Annotated in this window: 15 protein-coding genes and 1 tRNA gene; 12 read left to right on the forward strand and 4 right to left on the reverse strand. The window is 74.0% G+C overall.

What is annotated here, in order from left to right:
- Positions 1 to 32: 32 nt before the first annotated feature.
- From C892_RS0119250 to C892_RS0119280, 7 genes are all read left to right on the forward strand, one after another.
- Positions 33 to 971, forward strand: a complete 939-nt coding sequence (locus tag C892_RS0119250) for a DUF8171 family membrane protein (protein WP_017558505.1) — start codon at positions 33 to 35, stop codon at positions 969 to 971.
- A complete protein-coding gene (locus tag C892_RS29225) occupies positions 968 to 2,707 on the forward strand; it encodes an ABC transporter ATP-binding protein (protein ID WP_017558506.1) in 1,740 nt (579 codons plus the stop codon). Before C892_RS0119250 ends, C892_RS29225 begins: the two co-directional genes overlap by 4 nt.
- Complete coding sequence (locus C892_RS0119260) at positions 2,691 to 3,521, forward strand: energy-coupling factor transporter transmembrane component T family protein (protein ID WP_017558507.1); 831 nt, start codon at positions 2,691 to 2,693, stop codon at positions 3,519 to 3,521. Before C892_RS29225 ends, C892_RS0119260 begins: the two co-directional genes overlap by 17 nt.
- 87 nt (positions 3,522 to 3,608) lie before the next feature.
- Positions 3,609 to 3,681, forward strand: a tRNA-Ala gene (locus C892_RS0119265).
- A 315-nt stretch (positions 3,682 to 3,996) separates the two neighbouring features.
- Positions 3,997 to 5,484, forward strand: a complete 1,488-nt coding sequence (locus C892_RS30090) for a hypothetical protein (protein WP_152513430.1) — start codon at positions 3,997 to 3,999, stop codon at positions 5,482 to 5,484.
- A 197-nt stretch (positions 5,485 to 5,681) separates the two neighbouring features.
- Entirely contained in the window at positions 5,682 to 6,479 is a 798-nt protein-coding gene (locus tag C892_RS0119275) for a DUF427 domain-containing protein (protein ID WP_239647447.1), read from the forward strand.
- 169 nt (positions 6,480 to 6,648) lie between these two features.
- Positions 6,649 to 8,709 carry an ATP-dependent DNA helicase gene (locus tag C892_RS0119280; protein WP_017558509.1) on the forward strand — a complete coding sequence of 687 codons (2,061 nt, stop codon included), beginning with the start codon at positions 6,649 to 6,651 and terminating at the stop codon, positions 8,707 to 8,709.
- A 450-nt stretch (positions 8,710 to 9,159) separates the two neighbouring features.
- Here C892_RS0119280 and C892_RS0119285 read toward each other — a convergent pair whose 3' ends face one another.
- The 3 genes from C892_RS0119285 to C892_RS0119295 all read right to left on the reverse strand — a co-directional run bounded on the left by C892_RS0119285 (position 9,160) and on the right by C892_RS0119295 (position 11,508).
- On the reverse strand, positions 9,160 to 9,687 hold the full coding sequence (locus C892_RS0119285; protein ID WP_017539275.1) for a DUF6315 family protein: 528 nt from the start codon (positions 9,685 to 9,687) through the stop codon (positions 9,160 to 9,162).
- Between the two features lie 105 nt (positions 9,688 to 9,792).
- Positions 9,793 to 11,088, reverse strand: coding sequence for an AI-2E family transporter (locus C892_RS0119290; RefSeq protein WP_017558510.1), 1,296 nt, complete (start codon positions 11,086 to 11,088; stop codon positions 9,793 to 9,795).
- Positions 11,089 to 11,160: 72 nt separating this feature from the next.
- The gene (locus tag C892_RS0119295; RefSeq protein ID WP_017558511.1) at positions 11,161 to 11,508 is read right to left on the reverse strand and encodes a hypothetical protein; all 348 of its coding nucleotides are present in this window, start codon (positions 11,506 to 11,508) and stop codon (positions 11,161 to 11,163) included.
- Positions 11,509 to 11,680: 172 nt separating this feature from the next.
- Here C892_RS0119295 and C892_RS0119300 point away from each other — a divergent pair, with 172 nt between their 5' ends.
- Complete coding sequence (locus C892_RS0119300; RefSeq protein ID WP_017558512.1) at positions 11,681 to 13,144, forward strand: hypothetical protein; 1,464 nt, start codon at positions 11,681 to 11,683, stop codon at positions 13,142 to 13,144.
- A 536-nt stretch (positions 13,145 to 13,680) separates the two neighbouring features.
- Here C892_RS0119300 and C892_RS0119305 read toward each other — a convergent pair.
- A complete protein-coding gene (locus tag C892_RS0119305; RefSeq protein WP_017558513.1) occupies positions 13,681 to 14,433 on the reverse strand; it encodes a glutamate racemase in 753 nt (250 codons plus the stop codon).
- Positions 14,434 to 14,901: 468 nt separating this feature from the next.
- Between C892_RS0119305 and C892_RS0119310 the strand changes: the two genes are divergently transcribed.
- From C892_RS0119310 to C892_RS0119325, 4 genes are all read left to right on the forward strand, one after another.
- Positions 14,902 to 16,323 (forward strand): FAD-binding oxidoreductase, encoded by a 1,422-nt coding sequence (locus C892_RS0119310; protein ID WP_017558514.1) that lies wholly within the window; start codon positions 14,902 to 14,904, stop codon positions 16,321 to 16,323.
- A gap of 80 nt (positions 16,324 to 16,403) precedes the next feature.
- The gene (locus tag C892_RS0119315) at positions 16,404 to 17,663 is read left to right on the forward strand and encodes an SAM-dependent methyltransferase (protein ID WP_017539280.1); all 1,260 of its coding nucleotides are present in this window, start codon (positions 16,404 to 16,406) and stop codon (positions 17,661 to 17,663) included.
- A gap of 85 nt (positions 17,664 to 17,748) precedes the next feature.
- Positions 17,749 to 18,255: a hypothetical protein gene (locus C892_RS0119320; protein WP_017558515.1), complete on the forward strand. Its 507-nt coding sequence runs from the start codon at positions 17,749 to 17,751 to the stop codon at positions 18,253 to 18,255.
- A 59-nt stretch (positions 18,256 to 18,314) separates the two neighbouring features.
- Positions 18,315 to 19,571 carry a cytochrome P450 gene (locus C892_RS0119325; RefSeq protein ID WP_017558516.1) on the forward strand — a complete coding sequence of 419 codons (1,257 nt, stop codon included), beginning with the start codon at positions 18,315 to 18,317 and terminating at the stop codon, positions 19,569 to 19,571.
- The last annotated feature ends 24 nt before the right edge of the window (positions 19,572 to 19,595 follow it).

Here is a 19,595-nt window from a genome sequence, read left to right on the forward strand (position 1 = left end):
CGTCACATCACCGCGCGGAAAGGCACACACCCATGTCCGAACCGGCAGCCCCCGCCCGACGCCCCGCCCCCCGCACCCGATCCGGCCCGCCGCAGCTCAACCGCAGCCAGAAGCTGATGGTCTTCGTGCTGTCGATGACCCTCTTCGGCCTCGCCAACATCCTCACCGAGGTCCTGCCCGAGATCCGCATCGGGCCGGTGGAGCTGTCGGTCTCCTACCTGGCGTTCGTCCCGGTGGTGATGGCCTCCCTGTTCCACCCGCTCTACGCCGCGCTCGGCGCGCCGCTCGGCGAGATCGTCTTCGTCGACCTGCTCATGGGCGACTTCTCCGGGATCGGCGAGCTCGAGGGCTACCTCCAGCTCTTCCTCGGCCTGTACATCGCGGGCTGCCTGGTGCGGGACCCGCGCCGGCGCGGCCAGGTGTTCGCGGCCTCGGTCACCGCGGTCGCCGTCGACAAGCTCCTGTCCGCCGTGGTCGACATCGGCAAGGTCATGGTCGGGGTGGAGGACGCCGAGTACGTGGCCGGCCTGCCCGAGTCCATCCTGCTGCTGGAGGGCGTGGGCTTCACCACCGACCTGGTCATCAGCGGCGTCCTGTTCGGGGCACTGCCCGCCATGGCCATGGCGCCGCGCCTGTACGGCAAGGTCGAGCCGCTGCTGGGAATGGCCCCCCGCGACCCGGCCCGTCCGGCCCCGCTGGCCGAGCGCGGCACCGGGGCGTTCCTGCTGACCGCGCTGCTCCTGGCCTTCGTGTCGATGATCGCGGCCTTCACCTCCGGCATCGTGGACAACTTCGGGGTCTGGGAACCGGGGTTCATCGACCGGTACGGGCAGCGCTTCCTGTGGGTCGGGGTCTCGGCCGCCTGCCTCGTCCTCATCGCCCTGGTGGTGTCCGTGCGCTACCTGGTCCACGCGCGCCGCGAGCGCGCCGCCCAGGACGCCGGAGCGGGCCGAGGGGAGGGGCGGCGGTGAGCGCGGCCCCCGCGATCGAGGTCGACGGCCTGGCCTTCCGCTACCCCGGCGCCGCCGAGGACTCGCTCAGGGGCGTCGACCTGACCATCGAGCGCGGCGACTTCACCGCGGTCGTCGGCGGCAACGGCTCGGGCAAGACCACCCTGTGCAAGGCCTTCAACGGCCTGGTCCCGCACTACTGGTCGGGCGCCTTCGAGGGCGCGGTCCGGGTGATGGGCCGCGACACCCGCGACCTGTCCGTGGCGGCCCTGTCCCACCTGGTCGGCTACGTCTACCAGGACTTCGGCAACCAGCTGGTGCGGCCCACGGTCCGCGACGAGGTGGCCTTCGCCCCGGTCAACTTCGGCCTGCCCGACCACGCCCGGCGCGTCGACGAGGCGCTGGAGGCGCTCGGCATCGCGCACCTGGCGGACCGGTACACCTGGCAGCTCTCCGGAGGCCAGCAGCACCTGGTCGCGCTGGCCTCGGTGATGGCCCTGCGCCCCGCGGCGGTGGTGGTCGACGAGCCGGTGGCCGAGCTGGACCCCGCGCGCGCCACCGGGATCTACGAGGCACTGAGCGACCTCAACGCCCGGTGGGGCACCACCGTCGTCGTCATCGAGCACCATGCCGAGTTCGTCGCGCGGTACGCGCGCTCCGCGGTGCTGATGGCCGACGGCGCGCCGGTGTGGCACCTGCCCGTCCGGGAGGCCATGGAGCGCTCGGAGGACCTCGACCGGCACGGCGTCCCCGCACCGCAGATCGTGCGCGCGGTGCGGGAGCTCGCCCCCGGCGCGCCCGCGCCGCTGACCGTCGGTGAGGCCGCCGGCCTGCTGGGCGGCCGCGACGACCGGACGGCGCCGGCCACGGAGCCCGGGCCCGCGGCCGCGCCCACCGCGCCCACCGCGGCCGCACCGCCCGTCGCCGAGATGACCGCGGTGGGCCACGGGTACCGGGAGGTCGACGGGTCCCGGACCCGGGTGCTCGACGGCGTCGACCTCACGCTGCGCGAGGGCGAGCGCGTGGCCCTGGTGGGCGGGAACGGCGCCGGGAAGTCGACGCTGCTGCGCCTGCTCACCGGCATCACCGCCCCCGGCTCGGGCACGGTCGCGGTCGACGGCGCCGACACCCGGTCCGTGCGCCCGGCCGAGCTGGCCGACCGGGTGTGCCTGCTCTACCAGCGGCCCGAGCGGATGTTCCTCAAGGCGAGCGTGCGCGAGGACGTGGCCATGTTCCCGCTCGGGCGGGGCCGCGAGGGCGCGGACGCCGAGGTCGCCGAGGTGCTGGAACGGGTCCGGCTGGCCGCCGTGGCCGACCGCGACGGCCGGCTGCTCTCCGGGGGCCAGCAGCGCCGCGCCACCCTGGCGATCGGACTGGCCACGCGCCCGGCCCTGCTCCTGCTGGACGAGCCCACCTCCAGCCTCGACACGGCCAGCCGCGACGCCGTCGTGGCGATGCTGGACGCGCTGGCCGGGACCATCCGGTGCACCGTGGTGGCCACCCACGACATGCACCTGGTCGCCGAGTGGGCCCAGCGCGTGGTGGTGCTCGACGGCGGCGGGATCGCGGCCGACACCGACCCGGCCGGGCTGTTCGGCGACCGGGCGCTGATGGACGCCGTCGGCCTGGTGCCGCCGCAGATCGTCCGGCTCGGCCTGGAGATGGGGCTCCTGCCGCCGCCGCTGTCGGTCGAGGAACTGGTGGAACGGGAGCGGGGCGCACTCGCCGGAAAGGGGGGCCATGAGCACGCGACGTGAAGCGCTGACGGTGGAGTGGGTGAAGCTGGAGCTCCTCCGCACCGCCTACGCCACTCGGGGCGGGATGCTGGCCCGGCGCGACCCCCGCTTCGTCATCGGCTGGTACCTGGTGTTCGCGGTGGTGCCCTGGCTGACCCACAACATCACGGTGCTCCTGGGCCTGTTCGCGGTCTGCGCCGCAGCGGTGGTCCTCAGCAGGGTGGGGCCGCTCGTGCTCGGCCTGTTCCTCCTCGGGTTCGTCCTGGAGAGCCTGTACGTCCTGTTCGCCGCGTGGTTCTTCGACGGAGACGCGGCGACCGCTCTGGCCCTGGCCGAGCTCACCCTCAAACTGGCGACCGTCAGCCTGGCCAGCATGGCGGCCTTCGTGTCGCTGGACCCGGAGCGGCTGTCCGACGCGCTGCTGAGCCTGCACGCCCCGGCGATGCTGAGCTTCGGCGTCAGCTACGGCTTCCGGATGCTCCCGGTGCTCATGGAGGAGTTCCACACGGTCGTCGACGGCTACCGGCTGCGCGCCGCGCCGCCGGGACCGCGGGGCGTCCTCGGCTGGAGGGTCGTCGTCCGCACGGGGACGACGGTGGTCAACGCGTTCTACCCGCTCATCCTGAACACGGCCAAGCGCACGCGGACCACCGTCGAGGCGCTGGAGACCAAGGGGTTCACCTACGCGTCGGAGCACCCGGACGGGCGGCGCATCCGCCTGGCCTACCTCGCGGCCGACCGGTGGGACGTCCTGCTCATCGCCGTAACGCTGGCGCTGGTGGCGGCCTGCTTCGGCCTCGGCCACCACTGGCCGCTGTACGGGACGGCAGGCTAGGGCCCCGGGGCGCCCGGGGGCGGGGCGGCCGCCGGTCGTTCCACCCCCGGGAATCCGGTAGGATCGAAGCGTTGCCGCAAGGCACGCGGGGCTATGGCGCAGTTGGTAGCGCGCCTCCATGGCATGGAGGAGGTCTGGGGTTCGAATCCCCATAGCTCCACCCGATCGGCGAAGGCCCGGACTCCGAGTCCGGGCCTTCGCCGTTTTCCGCCCCTCCTCCCGCCACGGTCCCCTGCGTCACGTGCGCCCCGCGGGTCCCGGGCCGGGTGGCCGGTACCGGCCTGTGGGACGGAACGAGCAGGGGACCGGTGTCGCGCCGCCCGAATCCGGGGAACCGGGAGGCGAGGGCGATTCGTCTTCCGGACAGCGGCCGCCCCGGCGGGCCGGGCCCGCGCACCAGCGCGGACAGGGGCCTACTGAGGGCGTCGATCGGAATGTAGTTTCGTTGTCGTCACCCATTGAGCAGAGGATGACCGTGACACCGAATCCCCCCGACCGGTCCCGCCTCACCGTACGAACCCTCCTCGCGACCGCGGCCCTGGTGCTCGCCGCCTGCGCCGGCCCCGTGGCCGCCGACTCCGCGCGCCCGGACGCGCCCGGGACCGGAGGCGAGCACTTCGCCGGCGCGCGCATCGCCGCGGTCGACTGGTGCGGCACGGGTGTCATCGGCGACCTCAACAGCGACCGCTCCCGAGGCCCGGCGGCCGCCCGCTGGGCCCCCGGGGCGCACGGGGCGGACGGCCCCGGGGGCGTGGCGGGCGAGCAGCACTTCCCCGCGCCGCCGGACGCGGGGGTCAGCAAGGTCTCCGTAGGGCGGGACGCGCTGGTCTCCGAGGCATCGCTGAACGACGTGCACTTCTCCCCGTCCTGCGCGCGCCCGCAGGGCGAGGGCGACGAGGACCCGGAGGACGAGGACCCGGAGGGGGCCGGTCCGGAGGGCGCGCGGGACCTGGCGGGCCTCTTCGGCGCCGACGACCTGGTCGTGGTCGAGACCGTGGAGTCGCAGGCGCGGTGGACCCCCGAGCGGGGGGCGTCGGCCCGGATGGAGGTGCACGGCCTGCAGGTGCTCGGCCACGACGTCGACGTCGGCGCCGGGACCTACGAGCGCACGTTCACGGCCACGGGGCCGGACGGTCCGGTCGAGGTGGACTTCACGGCGCGCGCGTCGGTGACCGAGCTGCCCGACGGGCAGTCGGGGGCCACCACGGCCGCGGCCGGACTGGACATGGAATTCGGCGTCACGGGCCCGGCGGCCGAGGGGCGGGAGCCCGAGGAGCGTACCTACCGCCTGGAGCTGGCCGACGTCAGCGTGCACAGTGTCCGCCCCGTGCAGGGCGGGCCGGAGACGCAGCGGGAGCGGGACCCCGAGCCCGGTGACGACCTGTCGCCCGGCGTCCCGCCGAGCCCGGGCGGCGGAGAGGAGGACGGCGACCAGGACGGCTCGGACGGCGGGTCGGACGGTTCGCAGGGCTCGGGCGGCTCCGGTGACTCGGGTGACTCGGGCGGCTCCGATGGCCAGGACGGCGCGGGTGACGGGGACGAGCGCGGCTCCGACCCCGGAGAGCGCGGCTCGGACGACGGGCACGGCGGTCAGGACGGCCGGGACGGCCGGGACGACGAGGGCGGATCCGGCTCTTCGCAGGACGGCTCTCAGGACGGCGCGTCGGACGGCTCGCAGGACGACGGTTCGGGATCCGGCGCCGGGGACTCCGGTGGCCAGGAGGGGCGCGACGGAGGAGGCGACGGGGACCCGTCCTCCGACCCGGGCGCGGAATCGGGCTCCGAGCGCACGCCGGACCGCGACGATGTGGCCATCGACCCGCAGGGGAGCGATACGGGGAGCCTGCCGGTGACGGGTACGGCCATCCTCGGCATGGTGGCGGCCGGCCTGCTGTCCTTCGCCGCCGGAGCGGCCGCCCTCTTCCTGGGCCGCCCGAGGCGCTCATCGGCCCCGGAGGCCTGAGGGCGCACGACGGGACGCCCTGTGGGGCCAGGGCCGGACGGCAGGGCCGTGGCCGGGCCTGAGGCGCGGCCGTGAGACGCCCCCGATCTCGGAGGCGTCCTCCGGGACGGCGGTCGCCGACCCGTGCGCCCGGTAGAAGCCGCGACGACCTGGGCATAACCACCGCCGACGGTCGAAGCACCGGCGAAGAGGAGACCATGATGTCCTTGACCCTCGGCGGTGGGCCGCTCAGCAAGCACCCGCCGGACACCGTCAACTACACGATCGAGTCGCCGCACCACGCGCTCTTCATGCAGCCGTTCCCGCGCCGCGTCCGGGCGCGCCTGGCGGGCAGCACGGTCCTCGACTCCGGACAGGGCTACCTCGTCCACGAGACCGGCCTGCTCCCGCAGCTGTACGTGCCGACCGAGGACATCCCGAGTGCGCGCCTGACACCGAGCGAGACCACCACCCACTGCCCGTTCAAGGGCGACGCCGTCTACTGGAACCTGAAGGCGGGCGACCGCACCGTCCAGGACGCCGTGTGGGCCTATCCCGACCCGCTGCCCGGCGCGCACTGGCTGCGCGGCCTGAGCGCCATGTACTGGGGAGCCGCCGACTCCTGGATGGACGAAGAGGAGGAGGTCCACGGCCACCTGCGCGACCCCTTCCACCGGGTCGACGCCCGCATGTCCTCCACCCTGGTGCGGATCCGCCACGGCGACCAGGTGGTGGCGCTGACGAGCAAGCCCAAGATCGTGTCCGAGACCGGCCTGCCGAACCGCTACTACATCCCGCCGGACGATGTGCGCCGGGACCTGCTGGTGCCGAGCGAGACCACCGCCTACTGCCCCTACAAGGGCCAGGGCCGCTACTGGCACGTGCGCGCCGGCGACGGCGGCCGGGTGACCGACGCGGCCTGGAGCTATACGGAACCGCTCAAGGACGGGCACGCCATCCGCGACCACTACTGCTTCCTGCACGACGAGCTGGAGACCACGGTCGAGCGGGCCTGAGAGGCGGGTGACCGGGGGAGGCCCCCGCGTCCCGGCCGACCGTCCAGGTCGGCACAGGTCGGCGCAGGCCAGGGCCCGACGGGGCGGTGCCGGGAGTCCTCCGGAGCCGCCGTCCACCGGTTCCCGGCGGCGGCCGCACGCGTCACCGGGGCGCGGTACTGTCGCATGCGTGCCAGAACTCCCCGACGTCCCGACCCTGCTCCAGACCGCCGTCGACGCGCTCGGCGGCTCCCACCGCGAGGGCCAGTCCCGGATGGCCCGGGCGGTCGACTCCGCCGTCGGCGATGCCGAGCACCTGGTGGTCCAGGCCGGAACGGGCACCGGGAAGTCGCTCGGCTACCTCGTCCCGGCGATCCGGCACGCGGTCGCCGAGGACACCACCGTGGTGGTCTCCACCGCCACCCTGGCCCTGCAGCGCCAGCTGATCGAGCGCGACCTGCCCCGGCTGGCCGCGGCGCTGGCCCCGAGCCTGGGCCGCGAACCGACCTTCGCCATCCTCAAGGGCCGCGGCAACTACCTGTGCCGCCACAAGATGTCCGGCGCCGGGGACGACGCCGACGACGGGTCCGAGCTGTTCGACCCCCGCCAGCTGTCGGCGATGGGCCGCCAGGTCAAGCGGCTGCACGAGTGGGCCGAGGAGACGGACACCGGCGACCGCGACGACCTGGACACCGGGGTGGGCGACCTGGCCTGGCGGCAGGTCTCCGTTGCGGGCAACGAGTGCATCGGCGCCGCCGCCTGCCCCTTCGGGCAGGAGTGCTTCGCCGAGCTGGCCCGCGAGGACGCCGCGTCCGCCGACGTCGTCGTCACCAACCACGCGCTGCTGGCCATCGACGCCATGCAGGGCCGCCACCTGCTGCCCGAGCACGCGGTGCTGGTCGTGGACGAGGCGCACGAGCTGGTGGACCGGGTCACCTCGGTGGCCGCCGCCCAGCTGGGGGAGCGGGCGGTGACCACGGCCGCCAAGCGCGCGGGGCGGCTGGTGGAGCCCGACACCGCCGGGCGCCTGGAGGAGGCCGCCGACGGGCTTGCACTGATGGTCGCCGATGCCGAGCCCGGGCGCCTGGACCACCTGGACGAGGGTCTGGCCGGCGCCGTGGCGGTGGTGCGCGACGCCGCGCACGCCTGCATCACGGCGGTCAAGGGCGTCAAGACCGGCGGTGAGGACGACCCGGAGGGCACGGCGGCCCGCAAGCGCGCGCTGGCCGGGCTGGAGGAGGTGCACGACGCGGCCGAGCGCATCCTGGAGGCCGTGGAGCCGCCGCTGCGCGAACGCGGATCGGTGGTGTGGCTGGCCAAGGGGCCGCGCACCGCGCCGAGCCTGCACGTGGCTCCGCTCGGCGTGGGCGGCCTGCTGAGGGACAAGCTCTTCGGCGACCGGACCGCGATCCTCACCTCGGCCACGCTCGCCCTGGGCGGGACCTTCGATGCCCTGGCCGGCCAGTGGGGCCTGGGCAGGGAGACGGTCCTCAAGGACGACGTCCCCGACCCCGACCTCGCCCCGGACCCCGAAAGCGCCGACGGTGAGCCGCGCTGGCGCGCGCTCGACGTCGGCTCGCCGTTCGACCACGCCCGCAGCGGCATCCTGTACGTCGCCCGGCACCTGCCCCAGCCGGGGCGGGACGGCCTCGACGAGAGCTACCTGGAGGAGATCGCCGGGCTCATCGAGGCCGCGGGGGGACGCACCCTCGGCCTGTTCTCCTCCATGCGGGCGGCAGAGAAGGCCGCCGAGGAGATGCGCGAACGGCTCGACCTCCCGATCCTGTGCCAGGGGGAGGACTCCACCGGCCGCCTGGTCGAGCGGTTCGCCGCCGATGACGGCGCGTGCCTGTTCGGCACCCTCTCGCTCTGGCAGGGGGTGGACGTCCCGGGGCCGTCGCTGCAGCTGGTGATCGTGGACCGCATCCCCTTCCCCCGCCCCGACGACCCGCTGTCCTCGGCCCGGCAGCGCGCGGTCGGGGCGCACGGCGGAAACGGGTTCATGGCGGTGGCGGCCACGCACGCCGCGCTGCTGCTGGCCCAGGGCACCGGGCGCCTGCTCCGGTCGGTGGACGACCGCGGCGTGGTGGCGGTGCTGGACCCCCGCCTGGCGACGGCGCGCTACGCCGGGTTCCTCCGGTCGAGCCTGCCGCCGTACTGGGGCACCACCGACCCGGAGGTGGCACGGGCGGCGCTCAAGCGCCTGGACGCCGCGGCCCCGTCGGCGGCCCGCCAAGGGGCCGAGGCCTGAGCGGGAACGCCGCGAGCGTCGCGTGCAGGAGCCGAAGCACGGGGTGCGGGGCGCGCGGTCCCGGCTCGGCCGATCCGTCCCGGCGCCAGGTGCCCGGACCGGTGACGGGGGTCCGCTGAAACGCCTGTGGGCGGGGATGTAGGGCTCCAGCAGGCTTTCTGGGCTCTGCGATCCTCGCGCCGGATCAGGCGTCTCCCCATGCACGCATGCACGAAGCCGGACTCCGGTGCGCCCCGACCGGACCGCCGGGACGCACTGCCCGTAAAAAAGGGGGCCCAGTCGCCGCACGGCCCGGGGGAGGGGGTGCGCGACGCGGGCCGTGAGCCGACCGGGCCGGGGCTGAGGCGGCCCGTCGTCCCCAGGGGCGAGCGGACGGAAGGTTCCCGCGATGCGGACCGGCGGCCCGGGGCCGGCCGGAGCGGGTCAAGAGCGGTCCGGCGGCGGACGCGGTCAGCGGCGGACCCGGTAGCCGAACAGGCGGACCGCGTACTCCGGGCTCTCCCCGTCCTCGGAGGCCTGGATGTGCCAGCGGTCCTCGTGGCCCCCGATCACCAGCTCGTTCCAGACCAGGTCGATGAGTTTGAGCCGGGCGCTCACCGCCGACTCCGGGTCGAGCACCACCGAATAGGCGCGGTCCGACAGGCGCTGGGTGACCATCCCCACCGGCTGGCCGTCCCAGATCGCCGGGACCGGGGCGTGCCCGATGTCCACGTCGCACTGGCGGAGCTGCTCGATCTCCTCCTCCAGCGCCTCCGCGGCCATCGCATCGTCCAGCTGGAGGGCCTCCTCCAGCTCGTCGCGGTCGAGGTCGTCGCGCAGGTAGGCGTGGTCGGTGCGGCGCCCGCACGTGCCGCAGAGCCGGCGGACCACGCACCGGGCGACCCCGTGGGCGGACTGCGCCTCACCGGTGCCCTGACGGTCGCTCACCGTGCGGATCCGGCCGCACTCGCAGCACAGGGCCGTGAGATCCTGCTTCATCCTTCAGTCCCCCTCCCACGGCGAGTATGCGATGGGAGGGCAACGTTAGGGAACCGGTTCGCCGAAGGAGTTCCGTCAAACTTGTGCCGATCAATGACCAAAGAGTCATGGATCGCCCGAATCGCCCGGCCTTTCGTTCGGCCCTTCGTTCACCCCCTCGACCGGCGCGTTCACGACCTCCGCCGCGCCCTCCGCCGCGCCGTCCGCCCCGGGGGCCGCGGCCCGCCGCGCGGCCGCGGGCGGGGTCCGCCCACCGGCGGCGCCGCCCCCGGCCCCTCCGGCCGCGGACGAGGCCTCCGCCGCCTCCGCGTCCTGCTCCTCCTGAGAGCCGTCGAGCAGCGGGTGCCCGGCCACCTCGTAGCGCCGGATGTACACGCTCATGAACGCCTGCAGGCTGGCCCCGGCGGGCAGCGCCAGCAGGGCGCCGGGCGCGCCCAGCACCGCCGCCCCGGCCAGCACCGCGCCGAACGCCACCGCGGGGTGCATGTCCAGGGTGCGGGCGGTGATGCGCGGCTGCAGCACGTAGTTCTCGAACTGCTGGTAGACGGTGATGAACACGAGCATCCACACCGCCGGCCACACCCCGCCGATCAGCGCCACGACCACCGGCAGCGCCCCGCCGATGTAGGTGCCCACGGTCGGGATGAACTGGGACAGCACCCCCACCCACAGCGCCAGCGCGAAGGCGTAGTCCACGTCCAGCACCACCAGCGCCGCGAAGTGCGCCAGCGTGGACACCAGCGCCAGCAGCGCCCGGGAGTAGATGTAGCCGCCGGTCTTGGCGACCGCGATCTCCCAGGCGCGCAGCACCTCGCGCTGGGTCCGGGGCGGCAGCACCGAGCAGATGGTGCGCCGGAAGCGCGGGCCGTCCGCGGTCAGGTAATAGGTGAACAGCGCCACCGCCAGGCCGTTGAACAGCACCGACAGCACGGCGGTCCCGGCGCCCCAGGCGTTCTCGGCCGCGCTGGAGGCCCACCGGTTGAGCTGGCCGCTGACGTCGGTGATCTCCGCCAGCAGCAACTCGGGCTCGAAGTCGGTGTTGAACGTGGTGTTGACCCAGCTCAGCAGCGCGCGGCTCATCGCGGGGATCTGCGCGGCGAACTCCAGGACCTGGCCGATCAGCATCGACCCCAGCACCGACAGGAACGCCACCAGCGCGCCCAGCGCCGCCAGCATCACGGCGGCGGTGGCCAGCCCGCGCGGCCAGCGGTGCTGCTGCAGCCAGTTCACCGCCGGCTCCAGGGCCAGCGCGAGGAAGAGCGAGATCACCAGCAGCAGGAGCAGCCCGCGCAGCTGGAGGAAGAGCCAGCCTGCGACGGCGAAGCCGATGACCGTCCAGACCGCCAGGATCATCGCGCGCGGCAGCCACGCGGGCATGCCGCCCTTGTCGGAGTCGGTCATCGGGGTGGGTTCGCCATCTCTTGCTCTGCTCGGTGGGCGCTTCCGCCCGGGCGGGCGGCCGTGGGGCGGGGGTCAGTCGTCCAGCGACAGGCCGCGCTTGTTGCGCTGGGTCCAGTCGCGCATCCGCTGGGGATAGCCGACGATCTGGACATCGTAGACGGGGGCGGCCAGGTCCCGTGCGACCTTGCGGATCACGTCGGGCGAACCGACGCGCCGCCGGGTCCACTCCCCGTCGTGCGCGACCGCCACGGCGGTGGTCGAGGTCGCGAACGTCTCCGGCTCGACGAAGAACTCCACGCCCGTCCTGGACTTCGCGAACTCGATCAGGGTCTTGATGTCGGAGTCCTCGGCGGCTCGGTCGAAGCGGGCCTTCCCCTGCTTCCTGGCCTTGCGCAGTCCGAACCGGTCTCGCCATCCCATGTGCGTGTGCGCTCCCGTCGCCGTGCCGCCTGCGTGAGGGGCGTGTCGTCGTGCCGTGGGACCTACGCCACCGAGTCTATCCACCGGGGCCAGGGCGTTTTCGGCGTTCTCCCCGCGCAGGCGTGACGGCGCTGCTACGGTCGGTGCGCACGACTGCGAGGGAGAGTGTGGCGTGACGCTGTGGACCTGGGTCGCCGAGACGTCGCGGCGCCTCCGTGAGGAGGGGCGCACCGAGACCGCCGATGCGGTGGCACGGCTGCCGCAGTTGGCGGCCGAGGGGGAGGCGGCGCGGATCCGCGCCCTGCTGCCGTCGGCGCTGCGCGCCGCACGGGCCGACGCCGACGCGCTGCCCCCGTGGACCGAGGGCTACCTGAACCACTGGGGTCCGGCCGCGCGGGTGGGCCACCGCGGCGAGGGCACCGCCGTGCTGGACCTGGTGGAGGGCGCGCTGCGCACCGCGCACGGCGAGGAGGACGACGACGAGGACGCCTCGGCCTGCGGGCCGGCGGCCTGCGCCGCGCAGAACGTCCTGGACTGCTACGCCAACATCGACGGCCCGGGCCGCACGGTGGACCGCACCGCGCTGCTCGCCGAGGCGATGACCCACGGCGGGCCCGGTCGGCCGGCCTGGGAGGCCCTGGTGGTGGCGCACGCCGACATGCTCATCGACGACGAGCGCCCCGACGAGGCCGTGCGCGAACTGGACCTGCGCGCCGCCGAGATCCGCGAGGCCGGGGCCGAGGTGGGCATGGACTACGGCTTCGCCTATGTGCGGGCCCTGCGCTACCAGGAGCGCTACACCGACGCCCTGCTCACCCTGGACCGGCTGGAGGAGGGCGCCCTGCTCGCGGTCCCGGTGGGGGTGCCGCGCACGGCGGCGGCCCGGCGGATCCGGTTCGAGCGTGCGCGGCTGCTGGCGTGGCTGGCCCGGTCGGGGCTGAAGCCGCCGGAGGAGGCGCGGCAGGCGCTGCCCGAGACCTCCGAGGCCGACGCCCACCCGCGGCTGCGCAAGGCGTGGGTCGACGCCGCCGAGGACCTGGTGGCCCTGGGCGAGCTGCGCAACGACTGGCGCATCGGGGTGGCCCTGACGTCGTGGTCGCGCTACGCCGAGCGGGTGGGCGCGCACCGGCCGTGCGCCCACCTGTCCATGGCGGCGGCGCGACTGGCCGCGGCGCGCGACGCGCGGTGGGTCGCCGACTCCGCGATCCGCCGGGCCCAGCGGGCGCTGGGGCGGGTGCGCCGGGCGCAGGACCTGGAGATCGACCTGGACGAGGCGCACGCCATGGTGCGCTCGGTGCCCGCGGTGGTGCTCCCGGCCCCGGCGGAGGACCTGCTGGAGCGGTTGCGCGAGGAGCCGCGCGAGTCGGTGGACCCCGAGCGCCAGGCCGACCTGGTGGTGGCGGCGCGCGCCGAGCGCCCCGAGGACACCGCGCTGCTGAACGCGCTGGGACAGGTGGGGCGGACCCTCATGCTGGGCGACACGGCGGCCGAGCCCCAGTGGAACCACGTCCGGCGGGAGCCGACCGACCAGAAGGCGGCCCTGTCCCTGCTGGAGACGCTCCTCCACGACAACGACACCGCGGGCGTGCGCACCCTGGTGCGAACCCTGACCGAACCGGCCCCGGCACGGACCTGACCCCGCCGCCGAACGTTTCCAGGTCGGCTCCGGCGCCAGGTCGGCCACACCACCGCCCGAAGGCGGTCCGACCGTTACCGCGCCCGGGGGCCGGGCGGGCCGTTGCCGGGCCGCGTTGTTGATCTCGGGGAAGTCGGCCTTGTACCGGCCGGTACAAGGCCGACTTCCCCGAGATCAACAAGGGAAGAGGGAAAATGCGCCCGGTATGCCCGGAATGGGGAGCTTTTCCCTCCCTCTCGGAGGGGGAACGGCCCTGCGGGCGCGGTTCCAGGGCCGCTTTTCCGGGATCGGCACGGGAGCCGGCGGAAAGCGGCACCACGGCACCGGACACGGTCACGACCCCACGCCCCGCGCCCCGCCGCTCGGCCGGAGTCCGCGAGCGGGGTACCTGCCGCTCCGTCGTTGCCGCTGTTCGCCCGGACCGCGAGGGGCCGGGCGGCCGACGAGCAGGGCCGGGGAACCGCTCGGCTGTCCTCCTCGCCGCCGCCCCCGACCCTGGCGCGCTGTCGCCCGGACGGCGGGCCGGAACCGAACGCCTAGTCGGCCGATGGGCCCTTCGCCAGGTAGTCGCCGGCGGGGTAGGCCAGGGCCGCCTTCGGCAGGTCGGAGGGGCGGCCGCTGGACAGGACGCGCAGGGTGCCGGTGGGTTCGGCGTCCGGGGCGGGCTCGGCGCCGATCCGCCGGAGCGTCTGGGCGGCCACCGCGTGCGCGGCGGTGAACAGCCGCGGGCGCCCTCCCAGCGCCGCCGTGATCTCCTCGTCCACCAGGTCGTAGTGGGTGCACCCGAGCACAACGCCCCGGACGCCGGCCGGGGTGCGCTCGGCGGCGTAGGCCACGGCCGCGGCCACCCGGTCCGGGTCGGCCGACTCCACGGCCTCGGCCAGGCCGACGCAGGCCACCGGGGTCGCCCGGCCTTCGGGGGCGTAGCGCTCGATCAGGTCGCTCTGGTACCGGCTCGCCGTGGTGGCCACCGTCGCCCAGACCGCGATCGGGCCGCCGTTCTCGGCGGCCGGCTTGATCGGCGGCACCGTGCCGATCACCGGGACCTCCGGCTCGAACCGCGAGCGCAGCGGCACCAGGCTGTGCACCGAGGCGGTGTTGCACGGCACCACCACCGCGTCCGGCGCCCCGCCGGGCACCGTGTCGGCCGCCGCGACGGCGCCCGCGATGACCCGGGCGACCACGTCGTCGGGGCTGAGCGGGCCCCACGGCATGTGGTCGGGGTCCATGGACAGGATCAGGTCCGCGTCCGGCCGCGCGGCGCGCAGCACGGCGGCGGTGGAGAGCATTCCGATCCCGGAGTCGACGAGAGCAATGCGCACGGCATCCGATCATATGGCGCGCCGGATGGAGGGCGGGACACCAGGGCACATGCGGGGTCGCGGCGGAACCGCCCGGTGTGGCCGGGGCCGCCGGGGCCCTCGGGGGCGGCCGCGGCGGGCGAGGTGACACGAGCCGGGGGCGCCGCGGCGGGATGTCGGCGGGGTGGGGGAGGATGCCGGGCGGCCGTGGAAGTGCGGCGGGCCGGTGCGGTCGGCCGGTCCCGCCCGGGGTGCGGATGTCCGATTTCCGCCGACGGCACGACGGTCGCGGGGCGTGCACGCTTCGGTTCGGGACGTAATTCCGTTGCGCATTCCCGGTTGAGAGAGTGGCATGGGGAACAGTGTCGCCCGCGCCTCACTACCGCTTGGTAGGCGTAGGGTTGCCGAGGGCCAGTCCGTCGTCCGCGGCGCACCGGGTGCGCCGGAAGAAGGGGAGTGAGCGTGCACCGTCAGCCTCCGCAGCGGGACTTCGCCGACCACGTCGCCGCCGTTCAGCGGCTCCGTCGGGATTTCGCGAACCTGCCCGAGGGCGCGCCCGTGCGGCTCGCCAAGCCCACGTCCAACCTCTTCCGGTTCCGCGACGACGGCGACGCCCCCCGGCTGGACGTCTCCGCCTTCACCTCGGTCATCTCGGTCGACCCGGTGACCCGCACCGCCGAGGTGGGCGGCATGACCACCTACGAGGACCTGGTCGCCGCCACCCTGCCGCACCGGCTCATGCCCACCGTGGTGCCGCAGCTGCGCACCATCACCCTGGGCGGCGCCGTCACCGGCCTGGGCATCGAGTCCAGCTCCTTCCGCAGCGGCCTGCCGCACGAGGCGGTGGAGGAGATCGAGATCCTCACCCCCACCGGCGAGACCGTGGTGGCCCGGCGCGACAACGAGCACGCCGACCTGTTCTACGGCTTCCCCAACTCCTACGGCACCCTGGGCTACAGCCTGCGCCTGCGCATCCGGCTGGAGCCGGTGGAACCCTTCGTCCACCTGCGCCACCTGCGCTTCGGCAGCGCCAAGGAGGCCATGGACGCGATGGCCCGGATCGCCGCCGACTCCGAGCACGGCGGGGAGCGGGTGGACTTCCTCGACGGGGTGGCCTTCGGGCCCGACGAGGTCTATCTGACGCTGGCCTCCTTCACCGACAGCGCCCCCTGGACCAGCGACTACACCGGCCACGACATCTACTACCGGTCGATCCCCCGCTACGCGGGCACCGGGCCGGGCGACTACATGACGGTCGAGGACTACATCTGGCGCTGGGACACCGACTGGTTCTGGTGCTCGCGCGCCTTCGGGGTGCAGAACCCGACCGTGCGCCGGCTGTGGCCGCGCTCGCTCAAGCGCTCGGACGTCTACCGCAGACTGGTCGCGCTGGACCGGCGCACCGACTTCAGCCGGCTGCTCAACCACTACCGCGGACGCCCCCAGCAGGAGCCCCTCATCCAGGACATCGAGGTGGGCGTCGAGCGCGGCGCCGAGTTCCTCGACTTCTTCCACGACAGGATCGGGATGTCGCCGGTCTGGATCTGCCCGCTGCGCCTGAGCGAGAAGGGCACCCCCGGCGAGGGTGGCCACATCTGGCCGCTCTACCCGCTGAAGCAGGAGCGGCTCTATGTGAACTTCGGCTTCTGGGGCATGGTCCCGATGAAGCGCGGGCAGCGCCGCCACCACCACAATCTGCTGGTGGAGGAGGAGGTCACGCGCCTCGACGGCCACAAGTCCCTCTACTCCGACGCCTTCTACTCCGAAGAGGAGTTCTGGAGGCTCTACAACGGCGACGCCTACGACCGGCTCAAGCGGACGTACGACCCGCAGGGGCGGCTGCTGGACCTGTACGCCAAGTGCGTCGGCAACAGGTGAGGCATCCAGCGAGGACGAGGACGAGGTCACGCCTGCCCCGGGGGTAAAGGGGCCGACGTGCCGCGACGAAGGGAACGAACATGCGGCTTGCGGAGATCTTCGAACGCGTCGTCGGGCCCGACGCGCCCGTGGGGTTCCGCGCCTACGACGGCAGCACGGCGGGCGACCCGGACAGCGACACCACCCTGGTGGTCCGCAGTCCGGTGGCACTGAACTACATCGCCCAGGCGCCCGGCGCCCTGGGGCTGACCCGCGCTTACGTCTCCGGGCACCTGGACCTGGAGGGCGACATGTACACCGCCCTCAAGCGGATGAGCGACCTGGTCTTCGACGACGGCCTGCGCCTGTCGCCCCTGGAGCTCGCCCGGATCGCGGCGGGCATCGGGTGGGTCAAGTTCGTCAACCGCGTCCCGCCGCCCCCGCAGGAGATGCGCCGCACCCGCCTCTCCGGCCGGGGCGGCCGGCACAGCAAGGACCGGGACGCCGAGGTCATCCACCACCACTACGACGTGTCCAACGCCTTCTACGAGCTGGTGCTGGGCCCGTCGATGACCTACACCTGCGCGGTCTTCCCCAGCGAGGACGCGACCCTGGAGCAGGCGCAGTTCGACAAGTACGACCTGGTGGCCAGGAAGCTCGACCTGCGGCCGGGCATGCGCCTGCTGGACGTGGGCTGCGGCTGGGGCGGCATGGTGCGGCACGCCGCCAAGGAGTACGGGGTCAAGGCCCTGGGCGTGACCCTGTCCAAGGAGCAGGCCGAGTGGGCGAGCAAGCGCATCGCCCAGGAGGGCCTGTCCGACCTGGCCGAGGTCCGGCACATGGACTACCGGGACGTGCCCGACGAGTTCTACGACCGGGTCAGCTCGATCGGGCTCACCGAGCACATCGGCAAGAAGAACGTGCCCGACTACTTCGCCGGCCTGTACTCCAAGCTCAAGCCGGGCGGCCGGCTGCTCAACCACTGCATCACCCGCCCGCGCAACGACCTGCCGGCGATGGTGCCCGGCGGCGTGATCAACCGCTACGTCTTCCCCGACGGCGAGCTGGAGGGCCCGGGCTGGCTCCAGGCGCAGATGAACGACGCCGGGTTCGAGATCCGCCACCAGGAGAACCTGCGCGAGCACTACGCGCTGACCCTGCGCCACTGGTGCGCCAACCTGGAGCGCAACTGGGACGCCGCGGTGCGGGAGGTCGGCGAGGGCACCGCGCGGGTGTGGCGGCTGTACATGGCCGGGTGCGTCCTGGGCTTCGAGAAGGACGTCGTGCAGCTGCACCAGATCCTGGGCGTGAAGCTGGACGGCACCGACGCGCACATGCCGCTGCGCCCGTCCTTCACCTGAGGGCGCTCCCTCCTCTGAGGGAACGCGACACCCTCGCGCCCCCGGCCGTACTGCGCGGCCGGGGGCGTTGCGGGATCATGGGGTCATGCCGGAAGAAGCGAGCGAGGAGCGGCTGCGCGCCGCAGAGAACGCCGTCGTCCTGATCGATGCCTATGTCCGCTCCGACCGCGACGCCCTGTCGGAGGCGGCCGCCCGGATCCAGGAGGAGGGGGACACCGGGACGGTCACCTCCGAACTGCGGGTCTTCGCCGCCTTCCTGACCCGCCGGGTGCAGGAGACCGGGGTGTCCTACCGTCCCGCCGACTCCCGGGAGGCGGTGGCCCGGACGGTGGCCGACCTGCTCCCGCCGGAGCTGGAGTTCGCCGTGGTCACGGCCTGGGAGGCGCACTCGGTCGGCGAGGAGGAGGCCGCCGAGCGCCTGTCCAACGGCGACCCCATGGTGCAGGTGCACATGCTCGCCGCGTTCTGCGCGGGCGTGGGCCGGGCCGTGTACAAGCCCGCCGAACTGGTCTCCACGCTGCGGATCGCGGCGGGGATCGAGGGCGGCGGCGCCGCGGGCGGCGGAGGGGAGGACGGCGACCAGGACACTTGACACGCGGGTGGTGCGTGTAAAGAGTGTGGGGGAGCCCACCCCCGTCGGAAGGCCCCCGCATGCTCTCCACGACGCACCCGGCCGAGCCGGCCGACATCGACCTGTCCTCGATGAGGTTCTGGAGCGCTCCGCAGCACGAGCGGAACGCCGCCTTCGCGCGGCTGCGCGAGCGCCCTCCGGTCTTCTTCGCCGAGCCCGACGCCGGGCCGGTCCCCGCGGGCCCGGGGTACTACGCCCTGGTCCGGCACGCCGACGTGACCGAGGCCAGCCGCAACCCGGAGGTCTTCGCCTCCGAGCCCAGCGCCATCTCCATCCCCGACATGCCGGCCGAGTTCGCCGAGTACTTCGGGTCGATGATCAACATGGACGACCCGCGCCACGCCCGGCTGCGGCGGATCGTCTCGCGCGGGTTCACCCCGCGCATGCTCGCCCGGCTGGAGGACGACGTGCGGCGCCAGGCCGAGCTGATCGTCGACGACCTGCTGGAGAAGGGCCCCTGCGACTTCGTCTCCGAGGTCGCCGCGCGGCTGCCGCTGGCCATCATCTGCGACATGATGGGCATCCCGGAGAGCCGTCGCTCCATGGTCTTCGAGAACTCCAACGTGGTGCTCGCCGGCAACGACCCCGACTACCTGGGCGACGACGCCGAGACCGCGATGGCCCGGCTGCTCGACGCCGGGGCCGAGCTCAGCGGCCTGCTGGGCGAGCTGGCCGAGCTGCGCCGCCGCGAGCCCGCCGAGGACCTGACCACCGCCCTGGCCAACGCCAACATCGACGGCGAGTCGCTGACCGACCAGGAGCTGGGGTCCTTCTTCATCCTGCTGGCGGTGGCCGGCAACGAGACCACCCGCAACGGCATCAGCCACGCCCTGACGCTGCTGACCGAGCACCCCGACCAGCGCGCGCTGTGGTGGTCGGACTTCGAGGCGCACGCCCCCGCCGCGGTGGAGGAGGTCGTCCGCTACGCCTCACCGGTCAACTGGATGCGCCGCACCGTCACCCGCGACCACGAGATGAACGGGGCCCGCTACCGGGCCGGGGACAAGGTCCTGCTCATCTACTCCGCGGCCAACCGCGACCCGGAGGTCTTCACCGACCCCGACCGCTTCGACATCACCCGCTCGCCCAACCCGCACGTCGGCTTCGGCGGTCCCGGCCCGCACTTCTGCCTCGGCGCCCACCTGGCCCGCAGGGAGATCACCGCGATGTGGCGCGAACTGCACCGCAGGGTGCCCTCGGTCCACGCCGCCGGGCCCCCGGAGCGGCTGCTGTCCAGTTTCGTCAACGGGATCAAGGAGCTGCCCTGCGCGTTCTGAGGCACCGGCGGCCCCCGGCGCAGT

Origin of the sequence: Nocardiopsis baichengensis YIM 90130, assembly GCF_000341205.1 — a bacterium.
Taxonomy (GTDB): Bacteria; Actinomycetota; Actinomycetes; order Streptosporangiales; family Streptosporangiaceae; genus Nocardiopsis_A; species Nocardiopsis_A halophila.